General features: G+C 44.1%; 20 protein-coding genes. 8 read left to right on the forward strand and 12 right to left on the reverse strand.

Features of this window, described 5'->3' with window-relative positions; all coding sequences use genetic code 11:
- Positions 1-109: 109 nt before the first annotated feature.
- Both IHV80_RS19805 and torT read right to left on the reverse strand, forming a co-directional pair.
- The gene (locus IHV80_RS19805) at positions 110-565 is read right to left on the reverse strand and encodes a methylglyoxal synthase (RefSeq protein WP_017105060.1); all 456 of its coding nucleotides are present in this window, start codon (positions 563-565) and stop codon (positions 110-112) included.
- Positions 566-625: 60 nt separating this feature from the next.
- Entirely contained in the window at positions 626-1,654 is a 1,029-nt protein-coding gene (gene torT / locus IHV80_RS19810; protein WP_192891995.1) for a TMAO reductase system periplasmic protein TorT, read from the reverse strand.
- Between the two features lie 93 nt (positions 1,655-1,747).
- Between torT and torS the strand changes: the two genes are divergently transcribed.
- Positions 1,748-4,753, forward strand: coding sequence for a TMAO reductase system sensor histidine kinase/response regulator TorS (gene torS / locus IHV80_RS19815; protein ID WP_192891996.1), 3,006 nt, complete (start codon positions 1,748-1,750; stop codon positions 4,751-4,753).
- A 124-nt stretch (positions 4,754-4,877) separates the two neighbouring features.
- On the opposite strand, the gene IHV80_RS19820 is transcribed toward torS, so the two are convergent.
- The 4 genes from IHV80_RS19820 to IHV80_RS19835 all read right to left on the reverse strand — a co-directional run bounded on the left by IHV80_RS19820 (position 4,878) and on the right by IHV80_RS19835 (position 10,588).
- A complete protein-coding gene (locus IHV80_RS19820; protein WP_192891997.1) occupies positions 4,878-7,232 on the reverse strand; it encodes a fatty acid cis/trans isomerase in 2,355 nt (784 codons plus the stop codon).
- A gap of 146 nt (positions 7,233-7,378) precedes the next feature.
- On the reverse strand, positions 7,379-9,043 hold the full coding sequence (locus IHV80_RS19825) for a VRR-NUC domain-containing protein (RefSeq protein WP_192891998.1): 1,665 nt from the start codon (positions 9,041-9,043) through the stop codon (positions 7,379-7,381).
- A 57-nt stretch (positions 9,044-9,100) separates the two neighbouring features.
- The gene (locus tag IHV80_RS19830; RefSeq protein WP_192891999.1) at positions 9,101-10,339 is read right to left on the reverse strand and encodes an L-lactate MFS transporter; all 1,239 of its coding nucleotides are present in this window, start codon (positions 10,337-10,339) and stop codon (positions 9,101-9,103) included.
- A 54-nt stretch (positions 10,340-10,393) separates the two neighbouring features.
- Complete coding sequence (locus tag IHV80_RS19835; RefSeq protein ID WP_192892000.1) at positions 10,394-10,588, reverse strand: hypothetical protein; 195 nt, start codon at positions 10,586-10,588, stop codon at positions 10,394-10,396.
- 346 nt (positions 10,589-10,934) lie between these two features.
- Between IHV80_RS19835 and IHV80_RS19840 the strand changes: the two genes are divergently transcribed.
- On the forward strand, positions 10,935-11,315 hold the full coding sequence (locus IHV80_RS19840; protein ID WP_192892001.1) for an NADH:ubiquinone oxidoreductase: 381 nt from the start codon (positions 10,935-10,937) through the stop codon (positions 11,313-11,315).
- A 172-nt stretch (positions 11,316-11,487) separates the two neighbouring features.
- On the opposite strand, the gene IHV80_RS19845 is transcribed toward IHV80_RS19840, so the two are convergent.
- On the reverse strand, positions 11,488-11,832 hold the full coding sequence (locus tag IHV80_RS19845) for a YajD family HNH nuclease (RefSeq protein WP_004730279.1): 345 nt from the start codon (positions 11,830-11,832) through the stop codon (positions 11,488-11,490).
- Between the two features lie 275 nt (positions 11,833-12,107).
- Between IHV80_RS19845 and yghU the strand changes: the two genes are divergently transcribed.
- From yghU to IHV80_RS19875, 6 genes are all read left to right on the forward strand, one after another.
- Positions 12,108-12,965: a glutathione-dependent disulfide-bond oxidoreductase gene (gene yghU / locus IHV80_RS19850; RefSeq protein WP_192892002.1), complete on the forward strand. Its 858-nt coding sequence runs from the start codon at positions 12,108-12,110 to the stop codon at positions 12,963-12,965.
- Between the two features lie 225 nt (positions 12,966-13,190).
- Positions 13,191-14,417 carry an NAD(P)/FAD-dependent oxidoreductase gene (locus IHV80_RS19855; RefSeq protein ID WP_192892003.1) on the forward strand — a complete coding sequence of 409 codons (1,227 nt, stop codon included), beginning with the start codon at positions 13,191-13,193 and terminating at the stop codon, positions 14,415-14,417.
- A gap of 270 nt (positions 14,418-14,687) precedes the next feature.
- Positions 14,688-15,824, forward strand: a complete 1,137-nt coding sequence (locus tag IHV80_RS19860; protein ID WP_192892004.1) for a hypothetical protein — start codon at positions 14,688-14,690, stop codon at positions 15,822-15,824.
- A 16-nt stretch (positions 15,825-15,840) separates the two neighbouring features.
- Complete coding sequence (locus IHV80_RS19865) at positions 15,841-16,746, forward strand: metal ABC transporter solute-binding protein, Zn/Mn family (RefSeq protein WP_192892183.1); 906 nt, start codon at positions 15,841-15,843, stop codon at positions 16,744-16,746.
- Positions 16,746-17,552 carry a metal ABC transporter permease gene (locus IHV80_RS19870; protein WP_192892005.1) on the forward strand — a complete coding sequence of 269 codons (807 nt, stop codon included), beginning with the start codon at positions 16,746-16,748 and terminating at the stop codon, positions 17,550-17,552. The genes IHV80_RS19865 and IHV80_RS19870 overlap by 1 nt, the downstream gene beginning before the upstream one ends.
- Positions 17,553-17,771: 219 nt before the next feature.
- Positions 17,772-18,095 carry a DOPA 4,5-dioxygenase family protein gene (locus tag IHV80_RS19875; RefSeq protein ID WP_192892006.1) on the forward strand — a complete coding sequence of 108 codons (324 nt, stop codon included), beginning with the start codon at positions 17,772-17,774 and terminating at the stop codon, positions 18,093-18,095.
- 111 nt (positions 18,096-18,206) lie between these two features.
- Here IHV80_RS19875 and IHV80_RS19880 read toward each other — a convergent pair whose 3' ends face one another.
- From IHV80_RS19880 to IHV80_RS19900, 5 genes are all read right to left on the reverse strand, one after another.
- Positions 18,207-18,359: a hypothetical protein gene (locus tag IHV80_RS19880; protein WP_192892007.1), complete on the reverse strand. Its 153-nt coding sequence runs from the start codon at positions 18,357-18,359 to the stop codon at positions 18,207-18,209.
- 84 nt (positions 18,360-18,443) lie between these two features.
- On the reverse strand, positions 18,444-19,739 hold the full coding sequence (locus tag IHV80_RS19885) for a sensor histidine kinase (protein ID WP_192892008.1): 1,296 nt from the start codon (positions 19,737-19,739) through the stop codon (positions 18,444-18,446).
- On the reverse strand, positions 19,736-20,410 hold the full coding sequence (locus IHV80_RS19890) for a response regulator transcription factor (protein WP_192892009.1): 675 nt from the start codon (positions 20,408-20,410) through the stop codon (positions 19,736-19,738). Before IHV80_RS19890 ends, IHV80_RS19885 begins: the two co-directional genes overlap by 4 nt.
- Before the next feature lie 8 nt (positions 20,411-20,418).
- Entirely contained in the window at positions 20,419-21,330 is a 912-nt protein-coding gene (locus tag IHV80_RS19895; protein WP_192892010.1) for a sterol desaturase family protein, read from the reverse strand.
- A gap of 11 nt (positions 21,331-21,341) precedes the next feature.
- A complete protein-coding gene (locus IHV80_RS19900) occupies positions 21,342-21,962 on the reverse strand; it encodes a hypothetical protein (RefSeq protein ID WP_192892011.1) in 621 nt (206 codons plus the stop codon).
- Between the last annotated feature and the right edge of the window lie 43 nt (positions 21,963-22,005).

A 22,005-nucleotide genomic window follows, 5' to 3' on the forward strand; every position in this document is an offset into this window, starting at 1 on the left:
AAAATTTCGGACAAATAAAAAGCCTGCGACTAAGCAGGCTTTTTTGTATCTGATTTCCTATCCGCTAATAAAATGAACAGTTATTTACTACGATTGGTATAACCAAGAATTAAGTGCGCTCAGCTAGGTACGCTTCGTAGTCTGGGATCTCGATGACCACTTCTTCTTCAAGCAGTGAAGAGTTAAACAGGAAGTTAGCGGTAGCGCGGTTGGTCGCCACTGGGATGTTCCAAACACTTGCGATACGAAGCAGTGCTTTTACGTCTGGGTCGTGTGGTACAGCATTCAATGGATCCCAGAAGAAAATCATCATATCGATCTTGCCTTCAGAGATAAGCGCACCAAGTTGTTGGTCACCGCCCATCGGGCCACTGATCATACTCTTAATCGCTAAGCCTGTTTCTTTACTTAGTAGAGAACCCGTCGTGCCCGTTGCATAAAGGAAGTGCTTTTGTAGTTTTTCTTTGTTCTCTTTGACCCATCTTAGTAGCTCAGGTTTGAAATGGTCATGAGCGACCAAAGCGATATTCTTATGCGTTGGCATAGTACGCGTTGTTTTTTGCATGAATGTTCCCTAAATGATTGATTCGTTCTTATTGTTTTGAGTTCTTAAGCCAATATAGCACTAAGGATTCACACTGAATACCGGGCGAAACTCAGAAGGTGACAATGAGTCGGCGATAATTTGATCTTTGAGCGTTGCAGGTGTCAGCGCTTCGATAGTGGGTGCACTGTGTTTCTCGTATGGCTGAGCACGCAAATAACTGACGGCCTGTTTAACGGATAATCGACCTTGTTCAACCATCTTGTCTGTTGGCGCAAACAACACTTTGTTACGTAGCAACCCTCGATAAGTTCCGTGACTCAAATAACTCGAGACCAAACCGATTTCTTTGGTTTTTCCTGCGGCTCTTAATTCACTAATCGCTGCTTCGATTGCTACTGCGCTACCAACAATATATTGAATATCTGGCTGCTCAATGACTTGCTGTACAAGGTTTCTTTGTAGCTCTTTATCGTTATCGGCCCAGTAGCTGATTTCAATCTCCACGTCACTTGCTTTGATTGCATCATAGAAGCCCAATGCGACAGGTTTTGTGCCTCCGCTAGACTGAGGGCCAAGCAGCAGGGCAATAGGTGTTTTACCAGAACCTTTTGGATGTCGCTTAGCGAGAAATTTACCCACTTGAAACCCCATCTGATACCAATCAACACCGACAGTCCCTTTTAGAGCTTTTTGTTGTTCTTTACTCACAGTGAGTTCGTTTACTGTGGCAAAAACGGGTGTGTTGCCAACCCAATCAGAAAGATTATCGTGATAAGCATCAGGGGATACGGTACCTAAGATAATGGCGTCAGCCCCCCATTGAGTACAAAGTACAAGTTGAGAGGCTTGTTTGCCAATGTTTGGGTATCCGCCTGCTTCTAATACTCTTAATTCAACTTGTTGTTTTTCCGCCTCAGAGACCATGCCGTAATTGACCGATAGCCAATATGAGTCTTTGAGGTGTGGGTAAATGGCGCAGATTTTCTCTTTCTTAGGTTTGGAGTCTGAAAGTTTTTCTGAGTTCATTGGCTCACTGGCATGCGCCGACAAAGCCATGATAGCCAGTAACGAAAGAAGACATTTAGAAGCAAAGGGTTTAGATAGCATGAATTGCCGTTTTATTGGTTTTAGATAAGAAACACTGCAAAATATAGCGTATTCTGCATGGGTAAAGAAGAACGTTTTTAAGGTTAAGGGTTTATGTTGTTAGCCACAGCAAGTATTGGACGCAAGCTACTGGCCTCATTTTTAGTGATGGCATTGCTGGTTCTTTTGTCTGCATTGATTGGTGTTTCTGGATTTAGTTTCGTAGCAAAAACAGAGAGAAACGTTGTTGATTCAGCGTTACCCGCGATGATTGAAGCTCGTCAGGTTTCTGAGTTGAGTAATCGTATTATATCGTCTGTGCAAACACTCTCTAGTGCGAGAAACGAAGCCGAAAGAAAGGAAGCGGGCACGATACTGTTTGACCAACTTGAGTCGCTTCTTCAACACATCAAAGATTTAGGTGTCGATAGCTTCGACTCTAAACTGCTGCATAAGCTTGAAAACAACGTTCAAAGCGTTATCAATACATTGGCTGAGTTAGGGGTTTCCGTCGAGCGCAAGCTATGGTTGACCAAGGAGCTTTCGTCACGTGTAGAAGAAATGCGTTTGCTTGCTGAAGAACTTGAACAGTTAACCCGCACACAAGTTTTGAATACCGCCACCATTGCGGTTGCCAATGTCACACATATCTATGACCTGCTAGAAACCAAAGAAACAGACAAGGCTTATCAAGCGCTAGATGCGCTGGTTGAAGTCGACCTTGATCTGTCAGAGCGCCTGCACGAATTGCATCTGTTGGCCTTTAAAATGCTCAATCAAATCGAAGAAACTCAGACCGTAACTAACGTTGAGCGTATTCACCAAATTCAAACAGAGTTTGAGGCGAACCTCAGAATCATGGCGCGTCGTGTTAAAGCGGTGGAAGACCCAACTCGATCTGCTCAAATGTCTCAACTTCTTGATGAATTACAACGACGTAAGGTCGTGTTTGATATCTCTTTAGAGCAGTATGAAAACACGCAAAAGTCGGAATTCTTAATGCAGAACACTTTGCAGTTGTTCTCGGAGCTAAACACCACCGTCAATCAGCTTGTTGATGACTCGAACTTGAGCACAAAAAAGGCGGTTGATGAGCTAACGTCAACCTTGAACCTAGCCCAATGGTCGCTGTCTGTGATTTCGGTTATTGGTTTGGTTATCGTCGCGTTTATCGTGTGGCGAGTGGTGTATATCTCGGTTGTTAAACGTCTTACTGAATACTCATCTGCGTTGATGTCTATTGCACAAGGCCGACTCAATATCGACATTTCAGTTAAAGGTAGTGATGAACTCGCCCACATGGGGGAGGCTATTATTACCGCAAGAAATACCGCGCAAGCATTGCAAGTGGTCGCGGTGGGTGAAGCAAAGGCAAAACGTGAACTCGAAGAGCACAAAGAACACTTAGAAGAGCTGGTCACAGACCGAACCTATCAACTGCAAAAGACCAATGAGAAGCTTAATGTTGAGGTGGGGAACCACGCTAAGGCTCGCAACGCCGCAGAACAAGCAAGCCGAGCGAAATCTGCGTTTCTAGCGACAATGAGTCACGAAATACGAACGCCGATGAACGGTGTGTTAGGTACTGCAAGATTGCTCAAAGATACAGGGCTAAACCCGCTGCAATCAGGCTATGCTGACATCATTAACCGCAGCGGTAAGAATCTACTCGCGATTTTGAATGACGTGTTGGATTACTCAAAGATTGAAGCCGGGCATTTAGAAATACGCACGGCTTCGTTTGATCTTTATCAGATGGTTCAAGACACCTATCAATTGATGGAAGGGCGCGCTGCTGAGAAGAAGCTAAATTTTGATTTCCATATCGAAAGTGATGTGCAACGCTATTGGCGTGGGGATGTAACTCGAATCAGCCAAATCTTGAACAATTTGGTCGGTAACGCGATTAAGTTTACTGAAAGTGGCTCGGTCGATATCTTTATCAGCTTAGATATCGAAGATGAAAATCGTGTCATGTTTGAAGTGTCAGATACCGGTGTCGGAATTGACGTGAGTGAACAAGCTTCTCTGTTTGATGCCTTTACTCAAACCGACAGTGGCCGCAACAAAACCGGTGGCACAGGGCTTGGATTAGCGATCAGTAAAAGCATCATGTTGGCAATGAATGGGGATATTGGCGTTCATTCCGAAGAAGATGAAGGTAGCCAGTTCTGGTTCTCATTACCACTTGAAGCCGGTGAGAAGATAGAAACGAAAGTGCCGGTCATTGAAGCTTGTATTCGAGCGAAGGTACTTTTGATAGAAGACAATCCAGTTAACTGCATCGTCGCGGAAGGATTTTTGCATAATTTAGGGCATGAAGTCGTCATCGCAACAACGGGCCTAGAAGCTCGGACTATTTTCAGCGAACAAACCTTCGACATTGCGTTGGTTGATATTAACCTTCCTGACTGCGATGGCGTTGAGTTAATCCAACAACTGAAAGACATTGTTGTGGTTTCATCAGATGTTCCGGAGCAATATGCACCGCCTATGATTGCAGTATCTGCTCATGTGTTTAATGAGGAAGTCGAAAGCTATTTGGCGTCTGGCTTTGATAGTTTCTTACCAAAACCTCTTGAGAAAGAGGCGCTTGCAAGGCTTGTTGTGACTCAGCTTGATGGCAAAACTTTGTTACTGCCACAACCTGATCCCAACGATTCTATATGCAGTCAAAATAACAAGCTTCAACAGAATAAAGGTAACGATTTGTATTCATCTCAGATGGCGAGTGTCGTCTCTGATCTAGCCATCAAGGCTTCGCAAACAGAAGATAAAGGAGAGATCCCTATGAAATTGATTGATTCCAATGTCATCAAAGGTGACTTGTCTATTCTTGGCTTAGAAAAGATGAAGCAGATTGTTGGGCTATTTGAACAAAGCAGCCTTGAGACGTTAAAAGAACTGGTTGATGCCAACGATGCGGAGAACGCTCGTGAAGTAAAATCGCTCGCTCATAAGCTGAAAGGGTCAGCAGGGAGTTTGGGACTGTTAGCCTTGTTTGATGTATGTAAAGACATTGAGATTAGCAACGACCCATTAACGCAATACAGGGATAGCTCTGAAAATTTAACAGAGCTGGTTAAAGACTCTCTCACAGCACTTCAGCAATATGTCTGATGTTCACTGTTCTTCGCTGAAAATCAGCTTTCTAGGCTGAGTTTAGAGCTCTCTAAGCAAGTATCAGATAAAAAGTCCTCTGCCAAGGCAGAGGATTTTTTGTTTTGAATGCCATGTGTGAGAACTAACGGTTCTCAAAGCGATTGTAATCCAATAGGCCGAACTCAATCGGTTGGTCTTGTTGATACCAGCGATGGACTCGGTCACTGAACGGCCAGAATTCCGGAGAACTGCGTCGTACTGCAAACTTATCAAGCAACGCCACGTAGTTCTCTTCAGTGTTCAAACTTTGTAGCATTTTAACCAGAGTTGGAATCTCGCTCTCTTTCAGTGACAGGTAAGAGGCAGGATAGCTACCCACAACGCCTCGTACGAGCGTTAAGTCGTCATTAGCGAAATCACGGTTACCTTCTTCATTAAACAGGCTCGAAATGTTGCTGTGAGCGTTGTTGTGAATCATGGTAAACAGTTGATCTTCGCCACTTTCGCCTTCAATCATGATCATCACTAATTGGGGAACATGACGTAGGCCTTCTCCCTTAATCAAACTTACTTGATTCAGCAGTGCTTCATTCTTCTGACTAAAGCCTGTTTCGACAATATCAAAACGATTATCCAGAACGGGTTCCAGCTTCTCTTTGATCATATCTAGCAGTTCACGCTTAGGATCGGCCGTTTTGTATACCACGCTAGTCGGTTGATCGAAAGGGGCAATATTACGCTGCAAGAAATCGCTCAATTGTACACTCTGATTTTGGTACCAGCTTGAGTGCTCAAGGTGGCGAATATCCTTAGGAAGAAGGGTTAAGAAGTTACTTTCACCCTCAAGACGCAAGAAGTCCATAAACATACGAGTCATCAGCTGGTGGCCAAAGTTTCCGTATACATCGAAGCCAGCAACAAGTAGATAGTGAATACGCTCGAGTAGGGCGTAATCAAGGATCCATGCGGTTTTAGGTTGTGGCCCAACGAGTCCTTGCACAACTGAAGCGCTGTCAAAGTGTCTGAATATGGTGAGTGCAGCGTTCGGGTTAGTGCCATTTCCGTCCCAAATGATGCCGGTGTCTAGGTTCACACCGCTTTTAAACCATTTGTTTGTGAAGTCTGACTTAGCATTTAGGTATCGTGCTTGCTGCTTTGAATAACGCACCCAGTTGGTCGCAGGGACTGTGTTACTTTCCAACTCGCTTGGGAGTTTTAAGTTTTTCTTTTGGCTCGCGTAAAAGGCGTTAATTTCCGGTACATCGGCTTTCTCTGGATCAATAAAGAAAACCCAGAAGCGGTCATTAATCACATTGAGCGCAAGCTGACCACGACATACAGGCCCTTTTATGAACGCCATGATGGTGTTTTGCGCGTTATCCAACATGAAGTTAAAACGAGAGTTAACAGGTAGAGCTTCAAACGAAGTCATTGGATTGGCTGCAACATCAACATCGTAGCTTGGCAGCTTGTCTACTGTGTAATTGGCATCAACAAACCAAGTGTTCCAGTTTTGCAGACGCTCTTCGTTGAGGGCGAAAGGCATGTGTGTCTTGTCGACAATCGTGCCTTGCTCTGGAATAAGACGATAGTACACGCGTGGAACCTTTGGATCGTCATAAGGGCGACGAGTCGTGATCCGCTTAACTGGTTCGCCAGGAGGTGTCGCAGAACGAACGATCGAGAAGAAGCGTGTCGGCTGTCCTAAGTCAGAAAAATAAACGTGAGACAAAAACAGGTGCTCATAAATGTAACGAGCGGACAGCTGGCTCTTTCTCGAATTCTTGTTGAGGAATTTCTCATAGGTATCAACCAGCTCTTGCTCTGCCTCACTAAGAGGAATATGTTCGTTCATCAAAGCGCCATTTTCTAGCCAGCTCATCAAGGTCGCGTATTCAGCCTTGTCTAAGTTAGGCATCCCATAAGGCATCCCCCACGTTGGGTAATCTCTTTCGTATTGAGCGTACTCTTCGATAGTCGGACACTGCTGGTCACGGTCGGTTGAAAAGTCAAAACCTTCTAACTGAGTCTGCTCGGGAAGCGGGTGATTTTCTTTCTGTATCAACATACGAGAAACAAGCCCTGCATCTAAGTTAGCGGTTGAATTCTGCATACGTTCGTTGAGCACGGGGTGGAAATCAGCCGCACGCCACTCTTGTGTTGTTAACGCATCTTCGAACAAGCGAGTTGGGGCAGAAGCCGTTAAGCGGGTGCCTTGATAAACGAGTGCCTTGCTCGCACCTCGGTCTATCCCTTCCACTGAAGACATCTTAAGTTGACAAGGTGCGTCGTAGCAGGCATGACAAACTACACATCGGTTATCAATGATCGGTTTAACTTCGTTGAGAAAGTGTTGCGCTTGAGCTGAAAGAATAGGGGTTTGGCGATCACGAACTTGTTGTTCACCAAACAGCTCATCGAAGTTTAAACCCGCGTAGACGGCACAACCTGAGAACACGCTGACAAGAGATAAAATGAAGAGCTTTTTCAAATTCATACGTACTTAGATATTAGGCATTTTTTCTAATTATATCGAAAATGATTGAAAATGCTCATGTTCTGATAATTTTGTAGACAAGATCTCTATAGGACTGAGTGATTCAGTAGGCTTAGCAGCGAGCATAGAGCCCAGCTGGGGTAGGCTTACTGATTAACGTAACAAACAGAGAAGGGGACTGACAGTCGCTCAAATTCCTTTATCCAGCGCCACTGGTTATCTTGTAATTTGTCGCCTGGGCCTTTGACCTCAATCCATTGAAATTCGCCCCCCTTAAACGCAATCAAATCCGGCATCCCAGTTCGGAATAGTTTTAAATCACCCAATATCACCTTAAAGAGATCGACAACTAGGCGCTTAGGAATCGAAGCTATACTGTGTTCGATAAGCGACTTAGGGAAATGATTCCAATGAACAAAGGGGTTAGCAATACCGTGTTTTTGGTCGTAGATATCAAGCAAGTGATTTAGCCCGTACTCGGATATGGTTTGAAACACGGATTTGATTGGGGCTGCTCGTTTGTCTACGAAATCTGGATGGTACAGATCCAGTGGTCGATGTTGGTAGCGATTGATAAAGGCGCCTTCAACGTCTGAGAAAATTACATCCCAGAAAGCCAAACCAAACAAGCCACACAGAAAACTGTTTTCAGAAAAGTAGACATCCCAGCCTTGGTTCTCAAAATGCTGCTTTACTGCAAGCTCAACTCTCGTTTGGCTTAGATCTAACTCCAGCTTTATCTGCTCACAAGTTGGTTTTGAAGCGCGTGGAACCTTGTGTCCCTGTCTGCGTAATAACCTCTGATCAAGCTTAGCGGCGACCTCTAGTTCAGATACATCGGATGGATTGGCTTTCATTTGCGTGACAATGTCACACATCAAGTCTAACTCACCTTGTTTGTCATAGATGCGTGCAAGTCGTTCTCTGCTCGGAGGAAGTACAGATTGTTTGAACCAAAAGACAGCTTGGTCGTTTTGGTTAAGCCTTTCTAGATCGCGTGCAATATCGTTGATCAAACGCGATCGTTTTCTGGCTATACCTTTGTGCTTTGACTCAGAAGGTACCGATTGTAAAAGATGTTCAAGAAACTCAGGGTCTTTACGATCACCCTCAGAATATTGGCGTTGAATATCGCGCATCTGGATCTGTTGATTGAGCTGTTCTCTGGAGGTGAAGAAACGGCGCTGTTTGCTTAACGGGTAGTTTTCGAAGGTGTTGAGTCCAAGATCGCTAAGAACGAATTGGCTTAGGTCTTGATAAGTATTGGCGAAGAAGAGTAGCAGCAATACATCAATAACTTCAGATTCGACAACGTAGATGCAGTCAAAGAGTAGGCTTTTAAATTGTTCGAAAGGTTGCTGATCAAGCAATAACAATAGCTCATCTTTCTTGGCTGATCTGTTGCTCTGAAGGGCGGGGAATGCGCTCAATAACTCAGGTTTAGTGAGCAAGTGTAATCCGATTTCGAGATCAGTGATGACGAGGTTATGTTGTTCAGTTGGGTGACTTAACGTAACGAAGCTCGATGCATTTAGCTCTTGTAGGGCGCTTTTTAGATTTGGAATCTCAACATAACTGAGTTTATCACTTCGAAACCAGCAGCCCTTGCGAGAAAGTAAACGAACCATTAAACACTGGCTTGCAATTGAAAGACGTTTGTATTCAGACAACCAACGGCATTCATCGTCACTAAGAAGATCGGGGTAGAGCGTTTGAGCGTGTTCAATCAGTCGATTGAAGTTGTCGAGATAATAAGTAGGAGAGAGCTGAGGAGTGGTTTCTATCGTCAATGGGTTAGTCGCTTGATACAAAAAGAGCCTAACCCTAAGGTTAAGCTCTTCAGTAACAAATTCAATCTTTTCTGACGATTAAGCTTGAGATGCTTTCAGTTCAGAAACTTTAGCTTCAGAGATAGGCTTAGTGATGATTGCTAGAACAATACACACTGCCATCATAGCTGCAGAGATTGTGTACGCTAGGCTGTAACCTTCGCCATTTGTCATTGAGTAACCAACAACCGCTGCGCCGATAGCACCGCCGATACCCCATGCCGTGTAAAGCACGCCGTAGTTAGTACCGTAGTTTTTCAGGCCGTAGAATTCAGCAGTTAGTGTTGGGAATACTGCTAGAAGCGTACCGTAACCAACAGCTGCGATAGCCGTACCAATGATTAGCGTGAATTCAGAGTTGAACGTAGCGAATAGAGCCATGTTCGCGCCTTGAAGGATGAACGCTAGAAGTAGAGTACGTACGCCACCGATTTTATCTGCAAGCATACCAGCAGCAACACGGCCGCCCGAGTTGAATACAGCAAGGATAGACGCTAGGTAAACTGCGTTTGGTAGGTTCGCTTGAACGCTAGCAATCGTAGTGATGTTACCGATGATCATAAGACCAACAGAAGCAGCAAATGCGTACATGATCCATAGAGAGTAGAACTGAGGAGTCTTCAGCATTACTTTCCAAGTTAGGTCTTCAGTCTTCTTAACCGCTTTAGGTGCTTGGCCTTCTTTTACTTTAGGCTCAGCTGGCGTGTAATCCGCTGGTGGGTTGCTGATGGTTGCTGCTAGAGGTACTGCAATTGCAAGTACGCCAACACCAAGAATCATAAAGCTTGTTTGGATACCCATGCTATCGATAAGCGCAGAAGTGAGTGGTGCTAGGTAAATAGCAGCAAGACCAAAGCCTGCAGCGATTAGACCGTTAACCATACCTTTCTTAGAAGAATGGAACCATTTCATTGCTGATGGAGAAAGACATGCGTAACCGAAGCCGATACCAGCACCTGTCATCACACCAAACGTTAGGTTTAGCATCATAGGAGTCGTAGCGAAACCAGAAGCAATCATACCAAGGCCAGTAAGTGCTGTACCTAGGATAAGAATCTTACGTGGACCCATACGGTCTTGTAGGATGCCTGCAACAAGAAGACAAACAGAGAATGTGATAGTTGCAATAGCGTAAGGTGAAGATGCTTCAGCAGCACTCCAACCAGCTTCAGTGACTAGCGCCTTGTTAAATACACTCCAAGCATACAGGATGCCAAGACAAAGGTTGATACAGAAGCCTGCTAGCAGGATACGTGATGCTTTATCAATCTTGCTCATTTTTATTCTCAGTTTTGTCGTTGGTCAGTGGTGAGCCACTTAACTAATGACGGGTTATTGTGATTGTTTCTTCAAAATTAGTTTGCGTTTATCAACAGACAGCGCAAAAGAGCGCGGATTATAACCAATAAAAATGTGATTGGAATCTCTTTTTCCATTTTTGGTAAATAAACTCAAACTTGTTAATGGGTTGTTTTTTATTGGTTTTGCAATTGTGTTTAATACCTTTCCATTTTGTTCTTTTTTCACGTGGCGGGCTTATTTTCTAAGGGATTCTTCGATAAGTATTTCTGAATGGCCACGTATTCCGTGCGGATATCACAGAGTTACGAATTATTTTAAATATTTTCTAAGGTTAATTTTGTGTAACAAAATAAATCAAAATGGAGCTTTGTCCATATGAGACAAGGAGTAACGGAGTTTTATGAAAAACAAAATGTTAACCATTTGTTGCAAGTGGTTTTTAATGGCACTTTTGCTTACATTTTGTTCGATTGGAGGGGTTGTGTTGTTGAGAAAAAGTGGGAAAATAGTGCGCAAACTGAGATTCCAAATTTGAAAGGATGCGTTTCCAACTTATGGCGAGGCGAGTATTATGAAACTGTTTTTAATTCTATTGATGTCAATTTCTGGTGGTTTAGCGGCAGCTGACCATATCCACTCTTTCTTGTTTGGCTTCTATATTGCTGCATTGGCAGTAGGTAGTTGCTATTGGTTAGCTTTCCGTAGCACGCGTTTCCCACAGTTGGCTTTAATGCTATTGATGTGTGGTTTTTTCGCGAAAATTGCAGTGACGGTTATCGGTGTTTCTTGGGGCATTTCGAACGATATTATTCAATCGCCGTTCATTTTCTCATTGTCATACCTGTTCTTCTTAGTGGTTGTGTCTTACGTTTGGTTTACATACCGCGATAAGTTGATTCTAAAAAAACGCGCTAAGCAGGTAGAAGAGTCTCGCAAGGAAGCAGCAGCTTAATTGCAGTACTAATACAGAATTCTAAAAAGAGCTTTCTTCGGAAGGCTCTTTTTGATCGTGTCTTCGTTAACTCTATTTTTGGTTATGACGGCAGATAAAAGAAACCCCAGTATGGTGACATGCTGGGGTTTCTTATTATTCGAACGACTCGTTTTTACAAAGAGGGAAGCTCTTACTTCTTCATCAACTTCGCTAGGTCGGCGAAAGGGTTGTGCGTCGCTGATTGGTGGTCGTCTAAACGAGCCTTGGCATCAACGCCGTAACGATCATGGTCAGTGTATTTTGAATGCTCATGATCGTGACAGTATAGGCACAATAGCTCCCAGTTACTTCCGTCTTCAGGGTTGTTTGTATGGTCGTGATCCACGTGGTGAACAGTAAGCTCTCTCAAGTTTGAGTAAACAAATTCACGCGCACATTTACCACAAACCCATGGGTAGAGTTTTAGTGCTTTTTCACGGTAGCCTTTCTCTTGGCGAGCGTACGCTGCACTCGAGCCTGTGTAATCAGAAGACATTGCCAAATCCTTATCAATTGTAATCCTCCGATTTTATCACAGCTTTCTTGAAGCTGTAGGAATGTCGTCGCTAAATCATGCTTCGCACTAACCAACATTAAGTGGGGGCTTAAGCGATCACTTGTCTTTTGCCTGATCCATCTCTTCACGCAGGTTATGTCTTTCTGGAATAAGCCATGCTTAACAGTTTGAAAATAAATCGTATTCAGGGGTTTTAACCACAGACATGTGACCTAATATCAGTTTGTGAGACCCTATATTAATAAGGAAATATCATGTCAGAACAATACACTCCGCCAAAAGTTTGGGTTAACGATACCGATGGTGGAAACAAATGGGCAAACATCAATAGTCCTGAATCTGGCGCTCGGTTTGAGAAAGAGCTTCCTGTTGGTGACCATGCTTTCCAATTGTATTCTCTTGGCACACCTAATGGTCAGAAAGTCACTATCTTGCTTGAAGAGTTGTTAGCGGCAGGTGTTAAAGAAGCTGAATATGATGCGTACTTGATCAACATCGGTGAGGCTGAACAGTTCTCCTCTGGCTTTGTTGGAGTGAATCCAAACTCTAAAATACCAGCTCTTGTTGATAAATCTGGAGCTGAAGACGTTAATGTTTTCGAGTCAGCTTCTATCTTGATGCATCTAGCAGAAAAATTTGGTCACTTTTTACCAAAAGAAGGGGCGTCAAGAACGCAAACTATCAACTGGTTATTCTGGGCACAAGGTTCAGCACCATTCCTAGGTGGCGGCTTTGGTCACTTCTACGCTTACGCAGATGAAAAGCAAGAATACCCAATTAACCGTTTTGCGATGGAAGCTAAGCGTCAGCTAGACGTGTTAGACAAACAGCTCGCAAATAACACATTTGTGGCGGGTGAAGAGCTAAGCATTGCTGATATCGCGATTTGGCCTTGGTATGGCAACCTTGTGCTAGGCAAAATCTACGATGCAGCTGAGTTTCTGCAGGTTGAGTCTTACACCAACGTTGTGCGCTGGGCGAAGCAACTAGAAGCGCGAGAAGGCTTCCAACGAGGTCGAGTGGTTAACCGTTCATTTGGCGAAGAGTGGGAGCAAGTACCAGAGCGCCATTCTGCAGAAGACATTGATAAAGTTTTGAAACTAAAGCCGTAATCTCTATATAGTTAGTTCTATATATCGTTAGATAAGAAGCGCCATATATCGTTTTGTATATGGCGCTTTTTTGATCCTGCTACTTGGCAAATTGATTCAAATTTAAAGTTATTATTACAGATTGGTAAAAGTGATTTTATTTAAATTGGGATTATCATTGATTCTGTTATAAATATAATGCGCTCCATCAGAAAGATTTTGCCTTTAGGCATGGTGGGTAAGCGAATGTTGAAACAGAAAGAAAAAATTGTTGTGGTTGGTGGAGGTGCTGCTGGCCTTGAATTGGTTACGCGTTTAGGTCGTGACAAACGTTATGACGTGACACTCGTTGAGCCGTCGTCACATCATTACTGGAAACCGCGCTTGCACGAAATTGCAGCAGGAACATTCGACGAAGAGCTCGACGCTGTTAGCTACTTCCAGCATGCATCTTGTAATGGCTACACATACGTTCAAGCTTCAATGAGTGGGTTAGAGCGTGCTAACAAAGTCATCCAGTTGAACCACTTTAGCGGTACGACTCAAGAGCTCGAATACGACTATCTCGTTATCGCTGTAGGTGCTATCAGCAATGACTTTAAAACAGAAGGTGTCAGTGAACACTGTTTATTCCTCGATTCAGCAGGGCAAGCACAGAAAGCTTGGCAGGAAATCAACCCTCTACTGAGATCAAGCAGTCAGCGTAAAATTTCAATTGTTGGCGCAGGTGCAACCGGTGTTGAGCTGGCGGCAGAGCTGGCAAAAGTAAGCGCCAAGCTACAGCGTTACCGTCAGGAAGGTAGCCTTGAAATTACCTTAATTGAAGCGGCAGATCGCGTGTTACCTGCTGGGCCAGAATGTATGTCGAAACGAGTTCATGAAGCTCTGGTAAAACAAGGTATTAACGTTAGAACTGGGACTCGAATTCAAAGAGCAGAAGAGGCGAAATTAGTCACTTCAGAAGAAGAGGTTATTTCAGCAGATCTGCAAGTATGGGCTGCTGGTATTAAATGTGCGGATTGGCTAAGTGAATTAGACGGTTTAGAAACGAATCGAATCAATCAATTAATCGTTGAGCAGACACTAAGAACGACCAACGATAGCGATATTTTTGTGATTGGTGATAGTGCAGAGTGTCCGCAACCGGATGGTTCTTTTGTTCCACCAAGAGCTCAAGCTGCGAATCAAGCCGCAGGTCACTTAGCTCAGCAGTTCAAGCGTTTAGCGAAAGGCAAGGCATTACAGCCCTTTGTTTTCCACGATGGAGGCATGTTGGTAGCGGTTGGGCATGACTATGCAGTCGGTGCTCTCATGAATGACAGAGTGCTTTTACGTGGCAGATTAGTACGAAACCTTTACGACACTATTTTTCGTTTACATCAGCGAGTCTTGTTTAGTTGGGGCAGGGTGACAGCATTGGTTGTTCTGAAAAGGTTGAAATGCGCGTTGAATCCATACAGTAAAAAGATTTAGTCATCGGGTATTTGTTCTAGGAATCAATACTCAAACTGATTCACCCCTATAAAACGCCACGCTTAGAATTGAGTGTGGCGTTTTTTTAGAGATCGCTCCGGTTGTTCAATCGTGGCGAGTTTACTTTCCTATAGATACAGATTCTAAAGCTCCCCCTAAAACAACAATTTTACTTCTCGTTAATGATCAAAATTTGTTTCTCAAGAATTAATTGTTATGCTATAACGTACCAATTTAATTCTTGGTGAGTCTTATAAAAGGAAAAATACAGTGAATAAAAAATTGGTTTCTCTAGCGATTGGTAGCATTCTTTCTGCCCCTGTTTTTGCTGATACGCTGTCAAACCCACAAATTGGTGTTGTACTTGATGGTTACTATCAGGACGGACAGCGTAATAATTCGGAACGTGATGAAGGGTTTGGCCTTGGTCATACCGAATTAAACATGTCGGCCAATATCGACGATAAGTTCTATGGCTCTTTAACGACCGTCATTGAAAGTCATGATGATGAAACGGAGTTGTTGCTTGAAGAAGCGTTCATTGAAACCTTAACAATGCCTTACGGCTTGAGTATCCGAGGTGGTCGTTTCCTATCTGACTTTGGTTACCTGAATAACCAACACATGCATACCGACAGCTTTGTTGAGCGTCCTGCTGCTTACCGTACCTTCTTGGGTTCTCATTATTACGATGATGGTGTGCGCGCAAACATTGTTCTTCCGACTGACCTGTATGTGAAGTTTGGGGTTGAAGCGTTAAGTGGTAGCAAGATGTCTTCTGTTGATGATGGTTCTGATGTGGGTGTTTACACGACAACCATGAAGTTGGGTGATGACTTCTCGGATTCATCAAGCTGGCAGTTTGGCCTGAGTTACTTACGTAACGAAAATGGCAAAACTCGAGAATTTGAAGACCATGATCACGGGCATGACCACGACCACGATCATAGCCATGGTGCGGCGGTAACGGGCTCAAACCTATACGGTGCTGACTTTGTATGGAAGTGGGCTCCAAATGGTAACTACAAATACCAAAACTTTACGCTAGCGGCAGAGTACATGCTGTTGGATGGCATCGTGGATGACAAGTACAAAAATGATGCAGAATCCCCAGATAACTTAGCGGCGTATTATGTGTCGGGTGTTTATCGCTTTAGTCCGAGCTGGTCAGCGGGTCTGCGTTACGGTGAAGCTGAAAGCTACGATGGTCATGCTCACGGTGATCACATGCATTTTACTGCAATGAATGACAAAGAAGCAGATGCGATGGTTGCTTGGGACTCATCTCATTTTGGTACGGTTAGGGCACAATATTCTCGTGTCGAAAACCAAAGCAAAGAGACAGATAACGTCTTTACCTTGCAATATGTGATGACCTTTGGGGCGCATGGTGCTCATGCGTTCTAGGAAATCACTCCTAACAATGGCAACAGGTGTTGCCGTTGTATCCTCATCTATAATGGCATCTTCGCCTGCAATGGCGTTGAATATTTTCGTTTGTGAGCCTGAGTGGCAAGCGCTTATGCATAGCCATGCTCCTGAAGCTAACATCTACTCGGCGACCACAGCCATGCAGGATCCACATTACGTGCAAGCGAGACCGTCACTTATTGCCAAAATGCGCCAAGCTGATATGGCAATGTGTTCTGGCTCTGAATTAGAAGTAGGCTGGTTGCCAATGTTGCAAGTACGCAGTGGTAATCCTGCGGTTCAAGATAGCGCGCCAACCATGTTATACGCGAGCGATATGGTTGGTATGCTTGATACCCATGACCATGTCGATCGAAGCATGGGGGATATTCACGCTCATGGAAATCCACATGTTCAGTTTGCTGCTGAGTACATGATTTATATCTCAAGAGAAGTCACCAAACGTTTACAGCTAATAGATCCTGATAATGCACCTGTTTATATGCGGAATGGCATGAAGTTTCGTGCTAACTGGCGTAAAAAATTGGCAGAGTGGGAAACGAGAGCTGAGCCTTTACAAGGTAAAAAGGTGGTCGGTTACCATGCCACGTATCGTTACCTTTTTGATTGGCTAGACATGGCACAAATTGCCGACTTAGAACCCAAGCCTGGTATTTCGCCGACAACAGCGCATTTGCAGACGTTGACGAAACTTGCTCCTGCTTTATTTGATGCCATCGTATATTCATCACATCAAGATAAACGTCCTGCCAATTGGCTCAATCAACAAACCGGTAAACCTATGGTTCAGTTACCACTTTCAGTTTCAGAAGGACAGAGCTTAGACGAGATGTACGATCAAGTGATTGATGAGCTGTTGGATACATTGGTCGATTCAGAAACACCTAAGAGCTCGTGATGTGGATGGAATATAGCTGGCTGGCACCTGCCGTATTGTGTGGATTAATTGCATTAGTCGGTAACATTGTACTGGGGGAGCAAGTGCTCAAACGGCAAATCATCTTTATTGATCTCGCTGTTGCACAAGTTGCTGCGTTGGGTGCTGCTTTGAGCCAATATTGGTTGAGTCGATATGAGTTGTTCAGCGATTCATGGTTGGGTGAAATGGCTGGCCCGTGGACGATGTCACTTCTACTATGTGGCCTGATTGCATTGATGGAAAAGCGTTACAAACAACACCTGGAACCTATGATTGGTAGCTTATTTGTCGTTTCTGCTTCATTGGCTATCTTATTGGTGAGTCAAGATCCACACGGCGCTGATTTTATTCAGGGTGTTCTCAATGGACAGCTACTGTGGGCTACTTGGCAAGATGTTTGGCCATTAGCGCTCGTCACTGCATTAATGCTGGCATGGATTGGCGTTAAGCCTGAGTTTATGCAAGGAAGTGGCTTCTATCTAATATTCGCTATCTTAATGCCGATCACTGTCAAGCTAACCGGGATCTATTTGGAGTTCGCTCTATTGGTTATCCCTGCCTTGTGCGCTGCCGCGTTAAAAGGGCTTCGTTTTGTTATCGCAAGTGTCAGTATTGGTACAGTTGGTATTCTGTCGGGGTTGGCCATGTCCGCTCATTATGATTTACCGAGCGGCGCAAGCATTGTCATTACGTTGTTCCTTGCAGGGGTAATATTTAATACGGTGTCATTATTCCTTCGACATCTGCGAACTAACCGAACTGAACATATATGTCGAACTGACTAGGCTATTCTTCTGATAACTGATAACTGATAACTGATAACGTTGAGCTTGATAACTCAAGGTATATAGTTTGTAAGCATACCGAAGGTAGAGCGAAAGACCGTGGGCATGAAACCATTCATTTCTATAGAACAGGTGGTACTGGCATATTATATTTAGATTTAGCTATTGGAGGCTATTTAGGTATAAAATCGCGTCATCATAATTCTAAAGGATGGTGCCATGTACCACGGTCATATCTATTTCCCTCTGCGATTTGCAGAGCAGGCAGAAATACTACGTCAAAAGATTCTATCTGAGCGTAAAGATGTATTAGAGACTTTCCCATTAATACAGCGCTTGGTTGGCCCGCATAAGATGCCGATGTTTGAGATTCACTTTGCGAATAAAGAGTCAGGCATTGTCGAATGGCTTGAGCAAGAGCGTGGTGATATGTCGGTGCTGATTCACCCAGTAACCGGTGGTGAAGAAACGCTGGATCATACAGTGCGTGCGATCTGGCTTGGCCGTGAGCTAGGTGTATTCGAAGACACGCTAAGTAGCTAATTCAATTTTTCGCCCGACAGTGCGTACCTAATCAATGCACTGGGTTAAGGTAACTGCTGTCGGGTGTGCCAAAACTCACTAACTTTTTAAACGATGTTTTTCCTTACATACTTAGCTTCTCCAGCTATTTCCCAGTAACAGCGATACCGCCACCGACACACCTAATGCGATTAAGATATTGGGTAAATAAAGCCCCCAAATTGCGACACAAACCGCCACGGTTACCACAGACCACAACAGTGTTTCTAATATCCAAGTGCCCATAACATAACTCCTAACTTGATTGTGCGACTAGCATAACCAAGCCAAGGTAAACATTTGGTCACCATCAAGTATCGATATCTAAATTCACTTTAGCATTACTCTTACGCTGAACTCGTTGCTGTGAATGCCATGAGTAAATCGCCACCCTTGGTTCTGACAAACGCGATCAATGAGCTCTAGGCCAATGCCAAATGAGGTTTGCTGTTCAGAGTCGTGGGTTATGTTTTCATCCTCTAAACGGTTGGTGACCTCAAACTTAGCTAGTGACAGGGTGATACGAATCTCTCCACTTCCGCCGTGTTGGAATGCATTTCGAACTAAATTAGTCAGCACGACTTCAGTCAGTTCGCGGGGAAGGGTATGTTCTTCTGGATCAACGTTGATTTGGATATCTACTTCTTTGTCTTTTAAAAGATAACGTTGGCTTTCGATGATGTTATTGAGCAGGGGACTTAGCTCAATCTGTTCATAGTTGGTTTCTATCTCATTATTACGGCTCATCCAAAGCAGCGTCGTCACTAATGTTTTCATATTGGTGGCTGAACGTTGGATTCGTGCGATAGCTCTCTGGCCACTGTTTGGAATGTTATCAGACAATCGAACCAGCATATCGCCACTCGCGGAAATGGTTGCAATCGGCGTTCTTAACTCGTGGCTTGCCGCTCTCAAGAAAAAGCTCTCACGTTCATTGGCTTGGCGTTCACCCTGTACACTCTTAACAAGCTGCGATGCTAATTGGTCGATCTCTTTATATCGAAACTGAGCCAGCCCTTGTGTGTTATTCACATCAAGCGATTCTGACCATTTTGATAGGGTAATAATCGGTTTGGTGACTCGGTGTATCAGCAGGCGAATGATCAAGAACACTAAGAGTAAAAGCACACCAATGGCGATAAAGGCACTGTTTATCTGACTGACGGATTCAGGTGGGTTGAGCTCGAATAGCTTCAGATAAATCGCCTCATCGTACTCAGAAATGATGTACAGCGATTTGTCTGTACCGGAAATTGAATGCTTGGCGGCATAGAGGTATTGCCCAGACTCATTACTGGCTGGAGAGTCGTAATGTTCATAAATTGCGTCGTTATCAAATGTGTTCCAGTCAAAGGCTTGTTGAAATTGAGTCGGCACTTCTGAGTAGCTTAGAAAGGCTTGAAAGGTTGGGTTTTGGTAGTCGGGTAATGCTCCGGTTTCAATGTAACGCTGCTCTGCAACTTCCAGTTCATACAAGAACCCATACTTTGCTGATTCGTTCAGACCAATATGATAGCTCTGTGAAACCATCAAGCTGTATATGGCTGTTAGTAACACAACAATACCAAACAGGTAGAGGTAGATGTCGCGCTTGATGCTGACTCGATTCATGCTTGCGTGTTTCATGACGGCTCCTCATGTAAGACCACGCCAATGCCATGAACGGTATGGATCAGCTTGCTGTCAAAGGGAGCATCAACGATTTGGCGAAGCTTAAACAGGTGCGCTTTCATGCTGTCAGAGCTTGGCATTTCATCATCCCAAGCCTCTTCAAGCTTGGCCTTGCTCACCACGTTAGGGCTGTTTCGAACTAACATCACTAGCATTCGCCAACATACCGGAGAGAGCTTCAATAGCTTGCCGTCTCTAATAGCTTGGTGCTTATCCAAGTCCAATTTAAGATCGGCTACAGACAAAGTCGTCACCGTACCCTGAGCACGACGAACCAGCGCCATTAGTCTCATTTTGAGCTCTTCCATCGCAAAAGGCTTCACTAGGTAATCATCCGAACCTACTTCGAAACCGGCGACCTTATCTTGCAATGTGTCTCTTGCTGTTAGCATGAGAATAGGAGTGGTAACGCCTTGCTGTCGAAGTGATTGACACACATCGAGCCCATCCATTTTTGGCATGTTGATGTCCGTTAAGATGATGTCATAATGTCCTTTTAAGGCGAGGTTAAGCCCTGCTGCACCATTGTAGGCAAAATCGAATTCGAAACCGTCGAGTTCCATGTAGTCTGCAATGGCTTCTGCCAAGTCACTGTCGTCTTCAATCAACAGGGCGTTAATGCTCATAAGTGTCCTTACTTTGTCTCTCGTTCTCGTTTCCAAGCCCAGATAGGCGGCTGAATCAGAAGTTGCAGTCGGTAGTTCCAATTTGGTGCGTGCCATAGCTGTTGGCACAGTTTAACGTAGCCGTGGAAATATACCTTAAATGGGTTCACAGAGTTGATTCTAGGGAACACGCCATATCTGACTTCTTCCTCTTCTTTGGCGAACGTACCGAACATACGATCCCAAATGATAAAAATCCCAGCGTAGTTCTTATCCAGGTATTGCTTGTTGGTCGCGTGGTGCACTCTGTGGTGCGAGGGCGTATTGAACACGGCTTCAACAGGACGAGGTAATCGCTTAACCGTTTCGGTGTGCAATAACGTTTGGTATAGCTGAACAAAGGTTTCACACATCAACACGACGAACGGGTTAAAGCCGAGAAGAATTAACGGCAAATGGAAAAAGAACGGGAAGAACCAATCCAAAGGCCCAAAGCGATAGGCGACCGATATATTGAAGTAAGGCGAGCTATGATGAACAGAGTGCGTCCCCCACGCTAGGCCGTTGCTGTGCAGGAATCGATGCTCCCAGTAATACGCGAGATCCGCCAAGATCAAGCAGCTCAGAATCGTCCAGCCAGATATTGGCAGCTGAGTCAGGCTAAAATTCTCGTAGGCGTAAACGAACGCGCCGACATAAGCTAGACCGACCAAGAAAACGGTCACCAACAAGAAGAACAGAGTAACAAAGTTAGTCGCGCTGTCTCCTAACATGTTCCAACTTAGCTTTTTCTTAAAGGCATAGCGGATAAGCTCAAAGATAAATAGAGCGAGAGCAAGCAATACAAAATTGTCATCTACCCAAGTTTCGGTAAGGATGATGCTTGTTTCTGAGAAGGTTTGAGAGAGAAAACTCCCAATGCTATTCATAGTGAAATCCATAACCCAATCCTTTACTGATCATTCTTATAATAGACGTATAACTCGCTAGAATCTGGCAACCCATGCTGATTCAATTGGTGGTGCTCGATAACTCTATCCACCTCTTTTAAAATCGCGATCCCTTCCCAAGCTTGTGCTAATTCTTGTTCAGTATGTTCACCTTTACTGAGTAGAAGCGTACCTTTGGCTTTGTTTGGAATTTGGATTAAGTGATTGTTTTTATTTGATGTTGATTGCTTAGTCGGGAAGCCAATGGTGACAGTAGCCTTGCTGAAGTCGGAACTGATGTCCTGATAGATCACGACCACTTTTTGTTGTAGTGCGATCTCCTCATCCTTTGCTTCTAGGTTTTGGTAGAAGTCGACCCACAGCTCAGGCACATCCTCTAAAGGGAGAGTTTTGCTCAAACCTTGCAGGTAAGTTGTATTTGCAGTCGCCTGTTGTTTTACCTCTGCTGACTTATCTATGGATGGCGTACTTATTGACGACTTATTTGTTGACGACTTGCTTACTGATGATTGAGCTATTGGTTGCTCAGTTGATGCATCCGCAATCGCAGGTTGAATATGTAATAGCCCCCAGACAACGCCAGTAATACCGACTGTCGTGAGTAATGAAGCGAATAATTTCATGCTCTTTCCTTGTTTTTCATTTTTGATATCAAGGACAGTAAAG

The organism is Vibrio bathopelagicus (assembly GCF_014879975.1).
GTDB classification, from domain to species: domain Bacteria; phylum Pseudomonadota; class Gammaproteobacteria; order Enterobacterales; family Vibrionaceae; genus Vibrio; species Vibrio bathopelagicus.